The sequence below is a fragment of the Opitutus sp. GAS368 genome, from assembly GCF_900104925.1.
Lineage (GTDB): Bacteria > Verrucomicrobiota > Verrucomicrobiia > Opitutales > Opitutaceae > Lacunisphaera.
Genome location: NZ_LT629735.1, coordinates 3,153,687 through 3,168,895, shown reverse-complemented (window position 1 = coordinate 3,168,895; position 15,209 = coordinate 3,153,687). Strand labels below are relative to the sequence as shown.

The window sequence follows — 15,209 nt, the reverse complement described above, 5'->3', positions numbered from 1 at the left end:
TCACCACCGGAGACGGATTTACCGTAGGGTCGCCGCGCGGCGGCGGACCGTTCCCGCGCCCGGTCCGGCGACAAGCGCCGACCCTACAAGGAAAAACGTGGTCCGCCGGCTAACGACGACCCTGCATTCCTGCCTCACGCCTGCTGCGGGTAGGGTCGCGCCCCTCCCTCGTTGCGGAGGCTGGCCTTGAAGGTCGAGATCTGGTCCGGGCTGCCAAGCACGAGGAGCTCGTCACCGGTGAAGAGCCTCTCCTCGCCGCGCGGATTGGGAATGCGCAACCCGGCGCGGCGGATGCCGGCGACCTGCAGGCCGTAGACGCGGCTCAGCGCAACCTCGGCCAGGCTCTGGCCGTGCAGCCCGCAGTCGGGCGGCAGCTCGATCGCCTCCATGCGCACCTCGTCGAAATTGGACACAATGGGTGTGCCCGAGGCCTGCTGGAGAAACTCCTTGCCGGCCGCCACCTGTTGCGGATCGCCGAGCAGCAGCACCTTGTCGCGCGGGTAAAGGATCATGTCGCCGGTCGGGTTGCCCACCATCACGCCGGACCGCTCCACACCGGCCACCGTGCAGCCGAATTTCGTGCGCAACGCCAGGTCGCTCAGCGTCCGGCCGCGGACGTCCGCCAGGTCGGGCAGCACGCAGTCGCCGAGCGTCAGGTTCCACTCGCTGTGCGCCGCCATCCATGGCGCCGTGGTGCCCGTGAACTTCTGGTCGCCCTGGTTCAACATCACCGTGAGCTCCACCTCCAGCACGCTGTGCCAGTAGATCAACCGGCGCCGCAGGACGAAGAAACCGGTGAGCAGGATTGCCACGGCCAGCACCGGCAGCCAGCGCGACACGCCGCTGACCGGCAGGATGGCGCTGAGCCAGAGTAGCAGCAGCAGGGCCGCGGCGCCTTTCAGGCCCGCCTCGACCACCGGGGCGAGCCGGGCGGCCTGGGGGTGACCCTGCGTGCTGACCTGGGCGTAAAGCAGCGCGAGCGCGGAAAGGTTGCGCCAGATGGCGATCAGCGGCGCGAGCGCCAGCAGACCCAGCACGCTCCAGAACAGGATCTCGGCGCCGCGGGGGAAGCTGTGGTCCACCGGCAGGTAGTCGCGCACCAGCCCGAACACCTGCTCGGAGAACACCAGCAGGCCGGTGACCAGCAGGGCCTCGACGCCGATCTGGATGAAGCGCTTCTTGCTCATCTGCCAGAGCAGGTTCTTGCGCTCGCGCTGCTGCATCTTCTCCAGCCAGCGGTGGTAATAGCCCTCCCAGTCCGCCAGCCACAGCGGCTGGCGCGCGGCCACCCAGCCGCTGATGGCCTCGGAGCGCTTCGTCAGCAGCGGCCCGAACAGCGTGGTGATGAGCGACACGCCGACGGCCAGCGCCTGGTATTTTGCCGGGATCGCCCCCGCCGCCACGCCCATCTGGGCGATGATGAAGGAAAACTCACCGAGCGGCGTGACCGACAGGCCGACCCGCAGCGACTCCCGCGTCGAGCCGCCGATCAGCAGCATGCCGGTGGTCACGGCCACCGGCCGGGCCACCAGCACGAAGGCGCCCACGCCGATGATGAGCAGCCAGGAGTCGGCCACCGCCGGCAGGTCGATCAGCATCCCGATGGACACGAAGAACACCGCGCTGAACACGTCGCGCATGCCCTCGAAGGCGCGGCCGATCTGCGTCTTGTGCGGCGTCTCCGCCACGATGGCCCCGAGCATGAAGGCCCCGAGCGCGAGCGAGAAGCCCGCCTTGTCCGCCAGGAAGGCCAGCACGAAGAGCAGCCCCGCCACCACGATGGTCGGCAGCTCCTCGCCGGCCGTCAGGCTCATCTTCTTGAGCAGCCAGGGCACCAGCAGCATGCCGCCGATGCCCGCCAGCACGATGAAGGCCCCGAGCAGGCCCAGCGTGCCGCCGACCGACGCCTTGGCGCCGCCCAGCGAGGCCACCGAGCTCAGGACGGTCAGCATCACGATCGCGACCATGTCCTCGAGAACCGAGACGCCCATCGCCAGCTGGCCGGACTTCTCGTGGGTCGCGCCGGCCTCGTGCAGGACCTTGTTGATGATGGCCGAGCTGGACACCATGAGCATCGCCGCCAGGAAGGTCGTCTCCACCGGGTTGAGGCCCAGCGCGCCGCCCAGCGCCCGCGTCAGGATATACATCACCAGGGCGCCCGTGAAGGTGGCCAGCACGAGCGAAAGGCCCAGGCGCCGGAGCTTGCGGAGGCTCAGGCCCATGCCGATGGAGAACATGAGGAAGATCAGGCCCACCTGCGCGAGCGTCTCGATGCTCGTGATGTTCGTGACCAGCGAGAAGGGCGGCGTGTGGGGGCCGATGACGATGCCCGCGGCCAGGAAGCCGACAACGACGGACAGCCCGATCCGGTGGCAGGCCCAGCCCACCAGGCCGGCCACGAGCATGACGACCGCCAGATCCTTGATGAAATCAATCCCGTGCATCTCGCGGCTATTAACTCGGCCAAGGTCACCCTCGGTCAAGCCCGCAGCCGCTTGCGAGCGATCTATTGTTTCAGCGGCACCGGTCGTCCGATCGTTCCATCCGCATTCAGAGTCACCATCTGGCCGGCCTCCAGCGGGAAAGTCGCACCCGTCTTGGTCCCGGTAATGTCCAGTTTACCGGTGAAGAGTTTCACATATCCCGTCCCATCGGGTTCCACATTTGCCTCAAGTTCGGTGCCACGCACAGCGCAAATGGCGGTCGGCACCCCGATCCGGAGCGATTCGGCGTGACCGGGCTGATACGGCCGGATAAATTTCATGATCCCCTGCCTGATGCGCGCGATGATCCCCTTCGACGTGGTGTTGGTATCCACGTCCAGATAGAAGGTGGTGCGCGGTCCGAGCGTCACGGACGACGCGTCGGGAAACTTGAGCGTGACGTGACCGTCTGCGCCGGTCCGGATTTGGGAATTGAGCATGAGTGGCATGCCGGCAGCGGTGGCGGGGGCGATTTCGTGGCCATCCGGCGCGATGACATGCACCTCTCCGCGCATCTCGCCCAGCCGGCAGATTGCCGCTTCCTGACCGGCGGAGGCTTTGCTCTCCGCCGAGGCCGCAACCACCTCCCGATTGAACGCGACCGTCCGGCTGATGTGTGTGGCCCGGCGCTGCCCCAAGGCGGCGAATTCGGCGTCGGTCTGGGCCTCGGCCGGCCGGGTATTGAAGCGCCGGGCATCCTCCAGGAAGACTTGGCGTTCCTGCTCCAGCGATGCGCGTTCCCGGACCAGCCGGGATTGGACCTTCGGGTTCAGGCCGGCCGGCACCGCCAGCAAGGCTGGAATCGCCTCGGCGGAAACCGTGGCCGGAGAAAGCCACAGAGCGAAAAGCAGGCAGACGGTCCGCCACGCCGGATTCCACCGTGAGGTTGGCTTCATGAGAATGACGTTCGTGTTCATGGTGATTTCGGCGTCTCGGCAGGCGGAGGCTTCGGTTGGTCCTGCGCCGGCGGTGACTCCTCGACCTCGGTGTCGATCAGCAGTTTCTTGCGTTTCTCGATCTCCTCCTTGAGTTGGGTCGCCTCCCGCTCGGCCTGCAAGCGCTCAACCTTGAGCTGCGCCGCTTTCGCTTCCAATTCGCTGCGCTTCAACTCGTCGTCCTTCGCGGCAGCCATCGCCGCCTGCAATTGGTCGGCCTCCTTCTGCTTCTCCTGCTCGCGTGCAACGCTGTCATCCATTTTCTTTTGCAAATCGGTTATCTCCTGTCGGATGACCGTCGCGCGTGCCGGCTGGGTGGAACCACCGCTCAGTTTTACGGGCGTCACATGGATATCCGGCAGTCCGGATCCGGCCTTGAGCCTCTCGAGCGTACCATCCGAGGCCGCAGCCAGGGCTTGGGGAAAAGGTGTCAGGGGCACCCGAGTCCCGTCGCTCACTGGCTGTGGAGCGGCACCAGCGGGGGTCGAAGGCGCGGACGTGACGGCGGTCCCGGAGGTTTGGTCCTGGAGCTTGCGGAGCAGGTCTGCCGCGGCCTGGTTGTCCGGATCGAGCGAGAGTGCTTTGATCACCGCCTTCTTGGCTCCGGCCACATCGCCACTCTGGGCGAGCGACTGGCCCAAAAGCAACGGATAGTCCGGCAGATCTGGAGCCAGGCGGACCGCCTCGTGCAACTGCTTGATGGCTGCTTCGTCGTTCCCCTCTTCGTGGAGGATTTCCGCCAGCAAGACGCGGAAGTGGGCGGCCCGCCGCACGTCCCCGCCGGCCGCATCGATCAGCCGGCGGTAGCGCAGCTCGGCACCCGCCAAGTCGTGGGCTTTCCACAGACGGAGTGCCTCCTCCTCGGGGGTGGGCGGCGCGGGGGCTGCTGCGGCCGGCGCGGTTCTCGTCTTACTGGAACTGCCATCACGAGTGACATCGGTGAATTCCGGACGCGATGCCGCAGCCGGGGTTTCGCTGGCCACTTTGGACTGGTTGTCTTCAAGCTTGGGCGGGCGCACCAAGGACACGCTGCCGGAAGCGGGATCATAACCCAGCGTCACCCCGTTAGCCGGCGGCGGTCCCGGCTGCTCGTCGAGCCGCTGCTGGATGAGTCGCAGGTGCTGGCCGACGCGGTAGTCGATTCCACCCGAGGCGCTGATCACTTCGCCGATGGAAGCCTGCTTGATCGCCATCTCCATGTGGATCACCCCGGGATAGCGGGCCGGCGGGCTCCAGTTCCCGCGTCCCTCCGCCGGGAACGACAGCCTGATTCCCTTCTGCTTCAGCCATTCGGCAACCGCCATGACCTTCATGCTCTCTCGCAGATCGAGGAGGACGGGGAATTTGGCGGCCAGCGGCTCATAGAGTGCGGTCAGCTCATCGGCATACTGCCGGAGCAGCGGATCCTCCACGCTCTGCCGGCCGGACATCCCCGCGCCGCGATCGTAGCGCTCCATGTATATCCGGACCGGCGTTTTCCCGAACCGGACCGTCCCGCCATCAGCCGATTCGACCAGCTCGAAGCCATCGGGCCCGAGCCAGGTGTGCCCCTCCGTCGCCGGCGCCCGGTCGACCGTCTGGCGCCATTCGAAGTAGGTGCGGTAACCGGGCACGTCCGGCTTTATCTCCGGCATGTCCATCAGGTTTTTTCCGAAGACATCCGCGTCAAACGCCACCTTCCCCAGGAGCGAATTCGCGGGCAGCCCGTCATACACCGGCACCACGACCGGGCTCACCCCGAGGACTTCCCGCATGATGTCGGGTGGGACGTGGATGAAGGTCCGGCTGCTGACCAGGGCGTGGAAAGCGTTCCTCTGCACCTCGACCGTGTCGTCCTGGGACAGGTTCAGCGTCTTCTCGGCAGCCATCCCGTAATCGACTCCCGAACGCTCCAGCGACTGGTAATGGTTGACGTAACGATACCGGTCCAGCCTGTAGGCGACGGCGATGCCCTGAAAGATCCACGACCACACCGTTTCGCGCGCCTGGTTCCACGTCTCGGCCGACACTTCGCCCCCGTTAAAATACTGTGCCATGGTCTGGAGGTTATCCCCCTCGTCCATCCGCACCGCCAATCCGGTGGCGATGGAGATGAGATGCTCGAGGGGAATCTGCGGGACGGACATGTCATCGTGCCGCACCTTCACCTTTTCTGCCGGCGTGCCCGCCGTGCGTTCAACCTCATCGACCGCCCGCATTACCCGCCCGGCATCGGGATAACCCGCGACCGGAAATACCGCCATCCACAGGCTCATCTTGTCCATCCCCGCGCGGACGTTGACGCCAAACAATCGATACCACCACTCCCCACGCGCGGTCAAACGGCCACTGCGATCAAAGGTGCCGGCGAGCCGATCGGTCAGGTCCTGGTCGGCCATGTTGAACGCCTGGTCGATCGACCGTCTCGAATCCGGTGTCCACTCGAGGCTGAAGGTAGGATTGTTGCATTCGACCGCGGCGGCGAGAAAGTCGAGATAGGGAACGGCCCGCAGATTCCCGCTTCCGGTCCGATGGCCAAAGAGCGTGATGCTGCCACGCCGCGAATCGATCGTCACGCCGTCCAGAATGTCGAAATCCAGCTGGTCGGCCGCATAGAAGCCGGTCGGCGGGCGGGCGGGCGTATCGGGTTTCCCCAGCTCCTGAACGGTCGAAGTGTCTCCTCTTCCGCCGGTCATGGCCTGCTCCCGGCCGCCGGCGGTTTTCATTCTGATGGCGGCGGCTTTTTTCTGCTTGGCCGTCGCTTTTTTCTGCTCCGCCGGGGCATTGCCCTCCACAATCAAGGCCCCCGCTTCGCCGAGAGGAACCAGCTTCACCTGCACCGCGTCCTGAAACTTCCGGGCTTTCCCAGAGGCGGCATCGACGGCCACGCCGACAATGCCTCCCATGAGGATGTTGCCGTAAGTCATGCCCGCGACGTGCTTCTGCAGTTTGAACTGCTGATCCTGGTAGCCATCCTTGTGGATCTGAACCATCTGGTCTCCCGCCCGTCGATCCAGCATGATGGTCATGGGCGTGATGCCTTGCGGAACTCCGTTGATCGAGACCTCCGCCCCCGGGGGATCCGAGTTGAAGGCCACCGGCTGATTGTCACTGGTGGCGATCGTCGCGCAGCCGGACATGAGCACGAGTGTCGCGCCGACCACCAGGCCGGACATGCCGAGTGCCATCTTCAGGATGATCGATTCGGTGGAATTGTCTGGAGGTGGGACATTCACGGGGAACGTCGGGCATGGAATGCCGCCGGAGCGCACGCATCCAATAGCTCCGGGTGGCTGGTCAGTCCACCCTGAAGTCACCCCGAGCGAAACAGGCGGCCAGCCGGAGAGCCAGGCCGCGGTCTTTTTGCCGCGCCCTCCGGCCCGCCGGCGCACCAAGCGGCTCGCCGAAAGGTCGCTGGTTCAACGAGTTTGCTTTTGACAATTTCCGCGGCGGCCCGCTTGTATTCCCCAACCCCCCGCCACCGCCACAATGTTCAACCAACTGCTGGGACTTTTCTCCAACGACATCGGCATCGACTTGGGCACGGCCAACACCCTCGTCTACGTCAAGGACAAGGGCATCGTCCTCCGCGAGCCCAGCGTCGTGGCAGTCCACACCGCCTCGCGCAAGGTCCTCGCGGTCGGGGACGACGCCAAGAAGATGCTCGGCCGCACCCCGGGCAACATCACGGCCATCCGCCCGATGAAGGACGGCGTGATCGCCGACTTCGACATCACCGAGGCGATGCTCCGCTACTTCATCAAGAAGGTGCACAACAATTCCAAGGTCGTGTCGCCCCGCGTCGTCGTCGCCATCCCCTCCGGCATCACCGAGGTCGAGAAGCGCGCCGTCAAGGAGTCCGCCACCCACGCCGGCGCCCGCGAGGTCATCACCATCCTCGAGCCCATGGCCGCGGCGCTCGGCGTCGGCCTGCCGGTCGACGAGCCCGCCGCCAACATGATCGTCGACATCGGCGGCGGCACCACGGAGATCGCGATCATCTCGCTCTCCGGCATCGTGTTTTCCAAGTCCATCCGCGTCGCCGGCGACGAGTTCGACCTCGCCATCATCAACTACATGAAGCGCGCCTACAACCTGCTGATCGGCGAGCGTACGGCGGAAGAGATCAAGGTCACCATCGGCTCCGCCTACCCGCTCGAGACCGAGCTGGCCATGGAGGTCAAGGGCCGCGACTCCGTCGCCGGCCTGCCCAAGACGATCCACATCACCTCCCAGGAAATCCGCGAGGCCATGGCCGACACCGTCGGCGCCATCGTCGAGGCCGTCCGCGCCGCCCTCGAACGCTGCCCGCCCGAGCTTTCCGCCGACCTGGTCGACCGCGGCTTCGTGATGGCCGGCGGCGGCTCCCTCATCCGCGGCATCGACAAATTGCTCTCCGAGAAGACCGGCCTGCCGGTCACCGTGTCCGACGACCCGCTCTCCGCCGTGGCCAACGGCACCGGCGTGTTCCTGACCAACATCGACGAGCTCCACCGCATCGCCGCGGACTTTTAAGGTGGAACCCGACCTCCGGGCGGGTTTTCAGGGCGCACGCCACATCAACCCGTCCGGAGGCCGGGTTCCACCTCCCTATCCGCCGGCGCAGGCTTGTCACAGTCCGCTGTTCCCGCCTACCTAAACGCCGTGCTCCCGAAACGCTTCGACCAGGCCCGTCCCTTTTTCACGCTGGGCGTGATCCTGCTGGTCTGGCTGCTGCTGCCGCTCGTGCTGAAGACGGTCACGCGCGCCACCTTCTTCGCCATCCAGGCGCCGCTCATCGTCGCCGACTCCTACGTGCAGGACCTGCAGACCTTCTGGTCGAACCGGCTGCACTCGAAGGACGAGCTGCTCAAGGCCGGCAAGGACCTCTCCGGGCTCATCGCCCAGTATGAATACAGCGTGCAGCAGAACAAGGAGCTCGACGCCGAGATCCTCCGGCTTGAGAACCTGCTCAAGCTGCCCTCGATGCCGAGCTTCCGCTTCGAGCCCGCCCGCGTGGCCCGGCGCGATGAATCCGGCTGGTGGTCCCGCCTGATCATCCGCAAGGGCGAGAACTACGGCATCCCCGTCGGCGCGCCGGTCGTCTTCGCCGGCGGCGTCGTCGGCCGGGTGATCGAGGTGCACCGCTACACCGCGGTCGTGGATCTGATCACCAGCCAGTCCTTCCGGGTCGCCGCCACCGTGTCGGGCGACAACCGCCCCATCAGCTACCAGGGCGGCCTCAACAAATCCTTCAGCTCCCCGCGCGGCACCCTGGAGTTCGTGCCGCTGGACATCACGGCCAGCCCGACCGCCCCCCGCCGCCTGGTGACCTCGGGCCTCGGCGGCGTCTTTCCCCCGGGCCTGGTCATCGGCGACGTCACCAGCCTGGAGCCTAGCGCGGACGGCCTCTTTAAGATCGGCGAGGTGGCGCTCGACGAGCGCCTCGGGTCCCTGACCGAGGTCACCGTGCTCGTGCCGCTCAACCCGGAGGACCTGTGATGACGTCCTGCCACGCTTATCCTGTAGCGGCGGTCATAGAGCGCCGCTACAGTTATTCTCCCCATGCGTAAATACGACCCGCGCTGGCTGATCGTCGTCGGGGCCAACCTGCTGTTGTGGTGGCTGGTCGGGCTGGCCAACAGCCACCTCACCAGCTCGGCGGTGCACCTTTACGTCGGAGGGCTGTTTGTCGTCTATTCGTCGCTCCGGCTGGACCGGAAGCACGGCCTCATCGCCATCCTGCTGACGGGACTGATGATCGACGCGGTGGAGCCCGTTCCCTTCGGCACGAGCATGCTGCTGCTCGGCCTCGTCCACGCCACCCTGCTCTATGGCCGCCAGCGCTTCCCGCGCGAGGGCGCGGTATTCGGCATCGTCGTGGCGTTGTTCGCCAACCTGTTCCTCGTCATCGCGCTCTCCTTCCTCCTGGTCGGCGGCAACCCACGGCCGGGCGCGGCCTGGCTGCGGGTCTTCGTCGACCTGCTCGCCTCGCAGCTTTTCCTGCTGCTCATCACCCCGTGGTTCCTCGCGCTGCAGGACCGCGCGATGGCGCTGGTGGCGATCCACCCCGAAACCGGAAGACGGGTACAGATCTAGCGCCCGCAAACTCCAAACGCCAAATCCCAGACACCAAACATGCGTGGTTGCGGAATCCTTGTTTCCCCTTCCCTTTGCTTGATTCCGATTTGGCCTTTGGCCACCGGCGTTTGAGATTTTCACGATAATGAGCCGCACGATCGAATCCCACCGCGCCCGCAATCCGCGCCTGCTGCTGTTCCACGGGATCGTGGCCGGCCTGATGCTCGTGCTGGTCGGCGGCATGGCGTTCCAGCAGCTCTTCCGCACCCTTAAATACAGCGAGCGCGAGCGGCTGCAGAACCAGCGGCGGGTCGTCGTGCCCGGCCCGCGCGGCCGCATCCTCGACCGCGACGGCAACGTGCTGGTCGACAACCGCGCCCGCTTCTCCGTCGTGCTCAACCTGGCCGACCTGCGCGCGGAGTTCCGCAACGAGTTCAAGGTCGTGAAGGCCAACTACGCCAAGCTGCCCGCGGCCGAGCGTCCCGACGGCGACCAGCTGGCCCGCATCGCCCGCGCGAGCGTCGCGCAGCACTACCTCGACAAGATCAACTTCATCCTCAACCGCCACGAGACGGTCCGCACGGACGACCTCAACCGCCACGTCAACCAGACGCTGCTGCTGCCTTATCTGCTCCTCGATGACCTGGCCCCCGAGGAATACGCCCGGCTAATCGAGCGCCTGCCGGTCAAGTCGCCCCTGCAGGTCTTTGCCACCAGCCACCGCTACTACCCCTATCACAATGCGGCCGCGCATGCCCTAGGCTACACCAGCACCGACAATGACCCGGAGGTCGAGGATTTCCCCGGGGAGGATCTCATGACTTTCAAGATGAAGGGTTCCACCGGCCAGTCCGGCCTGGAGAAGACCTTCGACACGGAGCTGCAGGGCGAGACCGGTGGCTCGATTTACCTGGTCGACCCGGCCGGCTACAAGGTGGACCTGCCCATCGAGAAGCGCCTGCCGGTGCAGGGGAAGAATCTTGTCACCAGCCTCGACATCGAGCTCCAGCAGGCCGCCGAGCAGGCCATGGAGGGTCGCACGGGCGCGGCGGTCGCCCTCGACATCCGCACCGGCGAGGTGCTCGTGCTCGCCTCCAAGCCCGACTTCGACCTCAACGATTTCGTGCCCCGGCTGTCCTCCGCCACCTTCAAGGAAATCCAGGAATCCGGGGGCTGGTTCAACCGCGCCATCCAGGGCCAATATCCCCCGGGCTCGACCTTCAAGATCATCAGCGCCACCGCCGCCCTGCGCTCCGGCGCGGTCGACCCGGGCACCTCCCGGGTCAAGTGCCCCGGTTATCTCATGATCGGCAACCGGCGGTTTGCCTGCGACGAGATCCATGGCGACAACGTCGACATCGTGCGGGCCATCACGCGTTCCTGCAATGTCTTCTTCTACACCTACGGCCTTGAGATGGGGCCGGAGCTGCTGGCCGCCGAGGCGCACCGCTTCGGCTTCGACCACAAGACGGGCATCGAGCTGCCGTATGAGTTCTCCAGTCCGCACGTCGCGAGCCCCGCCTGGAAAAAGGAAAACATGCACGCGCGGTGGACGCCGGGCGACACGGCCAACACGGTGATCGGTCAGGGCGACACACTGGTGAATCCGCTGCAGGTCGCCTGCATGGTCGCCTCCTTCGCCCGCGGCGAGACCGAGACCAAGCCCACGCTGCTCCACGATCCACAGCGCCCGGCCCAGCACACCGAGGCCATCGGCCTGTCCCCTTCCGATTACAACATCATCCTGCAAGGCCTCGCACAATGCTACCAGGTCGGCACCGCCCGGCTGGCCAAGGTCGAGGGCCTGAGTGGCGGGGCCAAGACCGGCACGGCGCAAAAGGGCCGCATCGACCTGGCCTGGATGGTCGCCTTTGCGCCCATTGAAAATCCCCAGATCGCCGTCGCGGTGGTGATGGAGGGCACCGAACCGGACGTCAGCTACCACGGCGGCACCTACGCCGCACCGGTGGTGAAGGCCATTTTGGAAACCTGGAAGGAAAAACGCGACCGCCCGCCGGCGCAGGCGCCGGTGAATTTCAAGGTCGAGTGATTGCCGCCCGCTTTGAGGCGGTAAGGTAGGGCGCGGACTCCGTTCCGCGTGGCTAAGATACTTTGAATCCCCTCTATCAAGAGGGGTGCCCCGCAGGGGTAGGGTGTGTTTCCGCGCCCTACCCCAAGATCAACGCCGGCGCACCGCGCGCCGCGCCTGCCGGGCCCGCTTGAAGACACCGTGCGGCTCGGGCCACGTCTCGCGCCGGCCGTAGCGCAGCCGCCGCAAGTCCGCCACCACTGCGGTAATCAGCGTTCCTCCGTCCTTTGCTCTCTGTCCTCCGTCCTCCGTCACCTGTTCTCCGGACAGCTCGCGCAGGCGGGCGAGCTGCCGCCCCGCCGCCAGCCGGACCGGGTCGAAAGACTGCGGCCGGCGCCAGAGCTGCCAGCGCTCCCACAGCCACCGGCCCAGCCGCCACAACCCCCAGCCGAGGGCACCCGCCCCAAGCACGAGCCCGACGGTGCGTCCAAATCGCGCCGCGTCCCACGGCTGAAGCAGCCAGGTCTTGAGCTGCTTGGAAAACTCATCGAAACGCGCCCGGAGCGCGGTGCCCGAGTCCGTCGTGAAGGTCTTCACCTGGTCGAGCATCTGCACCTGGGCGCGCGAGTCGAAATTGACGATACGCCGATACCAGAGCACGCGCAGGCTGTCGACGCGCGCCGACCAGCTGCTGTCCTGTTCCTGCCGGGCCGCCTGCGCCGCCGTCTGCGCCGCCGTGGCCACCGCGCCGGGGGTCGGGTCGGCGCGCACCCACGCGGCCTTGCCGTCGTAGACCTCGGCCCAGGCGTGGGCGTCGGAGTTCCGCACCATGTAGTAATTCTCGAAGCCGTTCAGCACGCCGCCGTGGAAACCGGCCACGACGCGCGCCGGGTGGCCCGCCGCGCGCGCCAGCACCGTCAGGCTCGCCGCGAAGTATTCGCAGAAGCCGGGCTCGTTGGAATCAAGCCAGCGCACGATGTCGTCGCCGGGGCCTTTCGGCATTTTCGCCGCCAGCGCGTAGGCGTGCCGGGCCTGCAGCCAGGCGATGGCCCGCGCGGTGAATTCCGCCGCGGACAGCGCCGCGCCGCCGGTGATCTCCCCCACGACCCGCCGGAGCACCGCCTCGTTGGCCACGCCCGCCGGACCGCGCAGGTTCACCCGCGGGTCATAGCGGAACTGGTCGGAAGCCGGCGGCGGGTTTTCCTGCGCCGCCTTCAGCAGCTGCGGAAACCGCGCATCGCCGAGCACCGGGGTCAGTTCCACCGCGTCGAGCTGGAACGCTGTCATCGTCATCGGCTCGGTTCGCAAGGCCACGACGCGGTGGCCCGCGCTGGCCTGCAGCGGCGACACGTCGCGCATCCGGAGCGCGCCGAAGCTGCCGGGCAGCGGCAGGAACCGGCTGACGCCCGGCTCGATGTAGAAGGTCCACACGCCGCCGACCGAGACGATCTCCCGGCCCATCTGCCGGCCCCGGAGCTGCTGGGTCACCCGCTGGCCGCGGATCAGCTCGCCCTTGAGCCCGGCCGAGATCCGGAAGCCCTCCGGCGTGTATTCGTCGAGCACGACCAGTCGCCAGTAGGGTGCCTCGCGCAGCCCGGTGGTGTCCGTCAGGTCCACCCGCATGGCCACGCTCTCGTCGCGGATGAGTTCGCTCACGTCGCCGAACTTGACCGTGTCCGTGAAGCCGGTGCGGCTCTTGCGCGTGATGTAGCGGTCGAGGAAGAAGCCCGTCGCCAGCTCGAAGCGCGGGATGATGAGGAAGAGCAGCCCGGACATCGCCACGACTGCGGCGAAGAGCACCGCGGCGAAGGTCAGCAGCCGCCAGTCCGCGACGGCGCGCAGCCGGGTGAAAAACCGGGCCCAGCCCAGGCGCGTCCACGCCGTCTCGGCCTCGGGCGTGCGCGGGCCGCCGGTTTCCGAGGCGTCGATCAGGTTGATGACAAAGAGAAACCCCAACGCGCACGCCGTGAACAGCAGCAGCAGGAAGGCGAAACCGAGCGACACCGTGAGCACGCCCGCCACCACCACGAGGAACATGCCGAGCACGATGAGCTGCAGGTCCTCGCGCTTCCGCCGGTAGGAGACGGTGCGGTAGAGCACAAGCAGGATGGCCAGCCGGATGAGCACGGGCAGCGTGTCGGGGCTGAAATAAAAATCCGCCGCCATGGCCACGATGATGGCTGGCACCGCCAGCTTCCAGACCAGGGGCGGCACCCGGCCGGGCAGCTGCGGCCAGACCAGCGCCGCCAGCATGGCGGCGCCCGCCACGCTCACCAGGCTGAGCGCCTCGACATCGAGGAAAAAGACCGTCCACAGTGACACCAGCGCCATGGCGCCGCCCAGCAGCCATTTCAGGCGCCGCAACTCGTCGAGGTTAAGCTGACGCGGTTTGACGGCCGTCGACATAGGCGGTGACTCCCCGCGCTCCTTCGGGCGCAAAGGTGATGAGATTCTTGGTTGCTGGAGCCGCGCCGACCCCGGCGCGGGAATGGTAGGTCGAGTCGTCCCGGACGAGCCGCGGCTCATCCGGAGGATTTGCCCTACCCTCGTGCACCGGCTGCAGCCGGGCCAGCTCGTCGAGCAGGGCCTCGAGGTCGCGGATGCGCCGGGTTTCGATCAGCGGCCCGCCGTTCACGCTGATGCCGCGCAGGCGCCCGGCGGCATACAGATCCTCGGCCAGCGTGCCGGCGAAGCTGCAGAGCAGCTCGAACTGTTCGGGTCGCGTCCAGACCGCCGCGGGGGTGTCAAGGCGCAGGCTGTAGCCGTCGTGGCTCTCGGCGGCGAACTGCCGGATCATCAGCTGGCCCAGCCGCGCGCTCGCCTTCCAGTGGATGAGCCGGTGCGAGTCGCCCATTTCGTATTTGCGGAGCGCGAGCAGGTCGTCGCCCGTGCCGGCCCGCGCCGTGCGCCGGCCCGACGAGCCGGCGTGCGCAGCCACGGCGCCGGTCCACTGGTATTCGACCTGGGCCGGCCAGACGAGGACGGTGTGCTTCAGCGCGGTGCCGATGTTCTTGCGCAAAAAGCCGAAGGGAAACAGCGAGCCCACCGCCCCGAGCTCGACGACAGCCTCGCCACGCCGGGTGGGCTTCACGCCCCAGTCGACGCTGGCGGCGCCGCGGGGCTCGAGGCGCTCGCGCAGGAAGATCCGGCCGCGGGTGATGTATTTTTCCGCCGCCGCCAGGAACTCGCGCATCTTCATTTCCTTCTCCGGTTTTTCCGGCGCAGGCATGTGGCGGGGTTGCGTGGCCAGCTCGAACCACAGGCTGTAGGTCGGCAGCCAGGCCTTGCGGTTCTCGACCTCGACGGTGACAAGCGTCTCGTGGCCGGCGCGCCACGGGCCCTGGGGCCGGAGACGCCAGCAGATGCCCATGAAGTTGAACCACGACAACAGGCCGCTGAGCAGCAGGCAGGCGAGCAGCAGCGAGAGCGTGATGAAGAGGATGTTGCTCGCCGTGTTGTAGGCGGCCGTGCCGATGCCGACGGCCAGCACCATCAGGAACAGGCCGGGCACGGTCAGCGAGATGCGGTGCCGCTTGGGCGGGAACACCAGCGCCCAGAGCAGCGTGCGCCACTCGAACGCGCGGGGGCGGTCCGGCGCGCCGGGGCCCTGCCAATCGAGGCCCGGGGACGTGATGGCCGTAGACGCGGGGTTCATCGCTCGCCTCGACAAATTCCAAATGCCAGACGCCAAATCTCAAAAAGATTCACTGTCACAGCTTTGAC

At 66.9% G+C, this 15,209-nt stretch carries 9 protein-coding genes; 4 read left to right on the top strand and 5 right to left on the bottom strand.

What is annotated here, in order from left to right; all coding sequences use genetic code 11:
• Window positions 1-134: 134 nt before the first annotated feature.
• From BLU29_RS13590 to BLU29_RS13580, 3 genes are all read right to left on the bottom strand, one after another.
• Complete coding sequence (locus BLU29_RS13590; RefSeq protein ID WP_091058927.1) at window positions 135-2,444, bottom strand: cation:proton antiporter; 2,310 nt, start codon at window positions 2,442-2,444, stop codon at window positions 135-137.
• A 62-nt stretch (window positions 2,445-2,506) separates the two neighbouring features.
• Window positions 2,507-3,400 carry a FecR family protein gene (locus BLU29_RS13585; RefSeq protein WP_091058925.1) on the bottom strand — a complete coding sequence of 298 codons (894 nt, stop codon included), beginning with the start codon at window positions 3,398-3,400 and terminating at the stop codon, window positions 2,507-2,509.
• Window positions 3,397-6,633, bottom strand: coding sequence for a PEGA domain-containing protein (locus BLU29_RS13580; RefSeq protein ID WP_157693865.1), 3,237 nt, complete (start codon window positions 6,631-6,633; stop codon window positions 3,397-3,399). Before BLU29_RS13580 ends, BLU29_RS13585 begins: the two co-directional genes overlap by 4 nt.
• A gap of 253 nt (window positions 6,634-6,886) precedes the next feature.
• On the opposite strand from BLU29_RS13580, the gene BLU29_RS13575 reads away from it, so the two are divergent.
• From BLU29_RS13575 to BLU29_RS13560, 4 genes are all read left to right on the top strand, one after another.
• Window positions 6,887-7,912 (top strand): rod shape-determining protein, encoded by a 1,026-nt coding sequence (locus BLU29_RS13575; RefSeq protein ID WP_091058920.1) that lies wholly within the window; start codon window positions 6,887-6,889, stop codon window positions 7,910-7,912.
• Between the two features lie 129 nt (window positions 7,913-8,041).
• On the top strand, window positions 8,042-8,878 hold the full coding sequence (gene mreC, locus BLU29_RS13570; RefSeq protein ID WP_231962234.1) for a rod shape-determining protein MreC: 837 nt from the start codon (window positions 8,042-8,044) through the stop codon (window positions 8,876-8,878).
• A gap of 63 nt (window positions 8,879-8,941) precedes the next feature.
• The gene (locus BLU29_RS13565; RefSeq protein WP_091058919.1) at window positions 8,942-9,475 is read left to right on the top strand and encodes a hypothetical protein; all 534 of its coding nucleotides are present in this window, start codon (window positions 8,942-8,944) and stop codon (window positions 9,473-9,475) included.
• Window positions 9,476-9,602: 127 nt separating this feature from the next.
• The gene (locus tag BLU29_RS13560; RefSeq protein ID WP_091058916.1) at window positions 9,603-11,507 is read left to right on the top strand and encodes a penicillin-binding transpeptidase domain-containing protein; all 1,905 of its coding nucleotides are present in this window, start codon (window positions 9,603-9,605) and stop codon (window positions 11,505-11,507) included.
• Between the two features lie 129 nt (window positions 11,508-11,636).
• Here the strand turns inward: BLU29_RS13560 and BLU29_RS13555 are convergent, their stop codons facing one another.
• A complete protein-coding gene (locus BLU29_RS13555; protein WP_172830270.1) occupies window positions 11,637-13,892 on the bottom strand; it encodes a DUF3488 and transglutaminase-like domain-containing protein in 2,256 nt (751 codons plus the stop codon).
• Window positions 13,861-15,141, bottom strand: coding sequence for a DUF58 domain-containing protein (locus BLU29_RS13550; protein WP_091058911.1), 1,281 nt, complete (start codon window positions 15,139-15,141; stop codon window positions 13,861-13,863). Before BLU29_RS13550 ends, BLU29_RS13555 begins: the two co-directional genes overlap by 32 nt.
• Window positions 15,142-15,209: the final 68 nt, after the last annotated feature.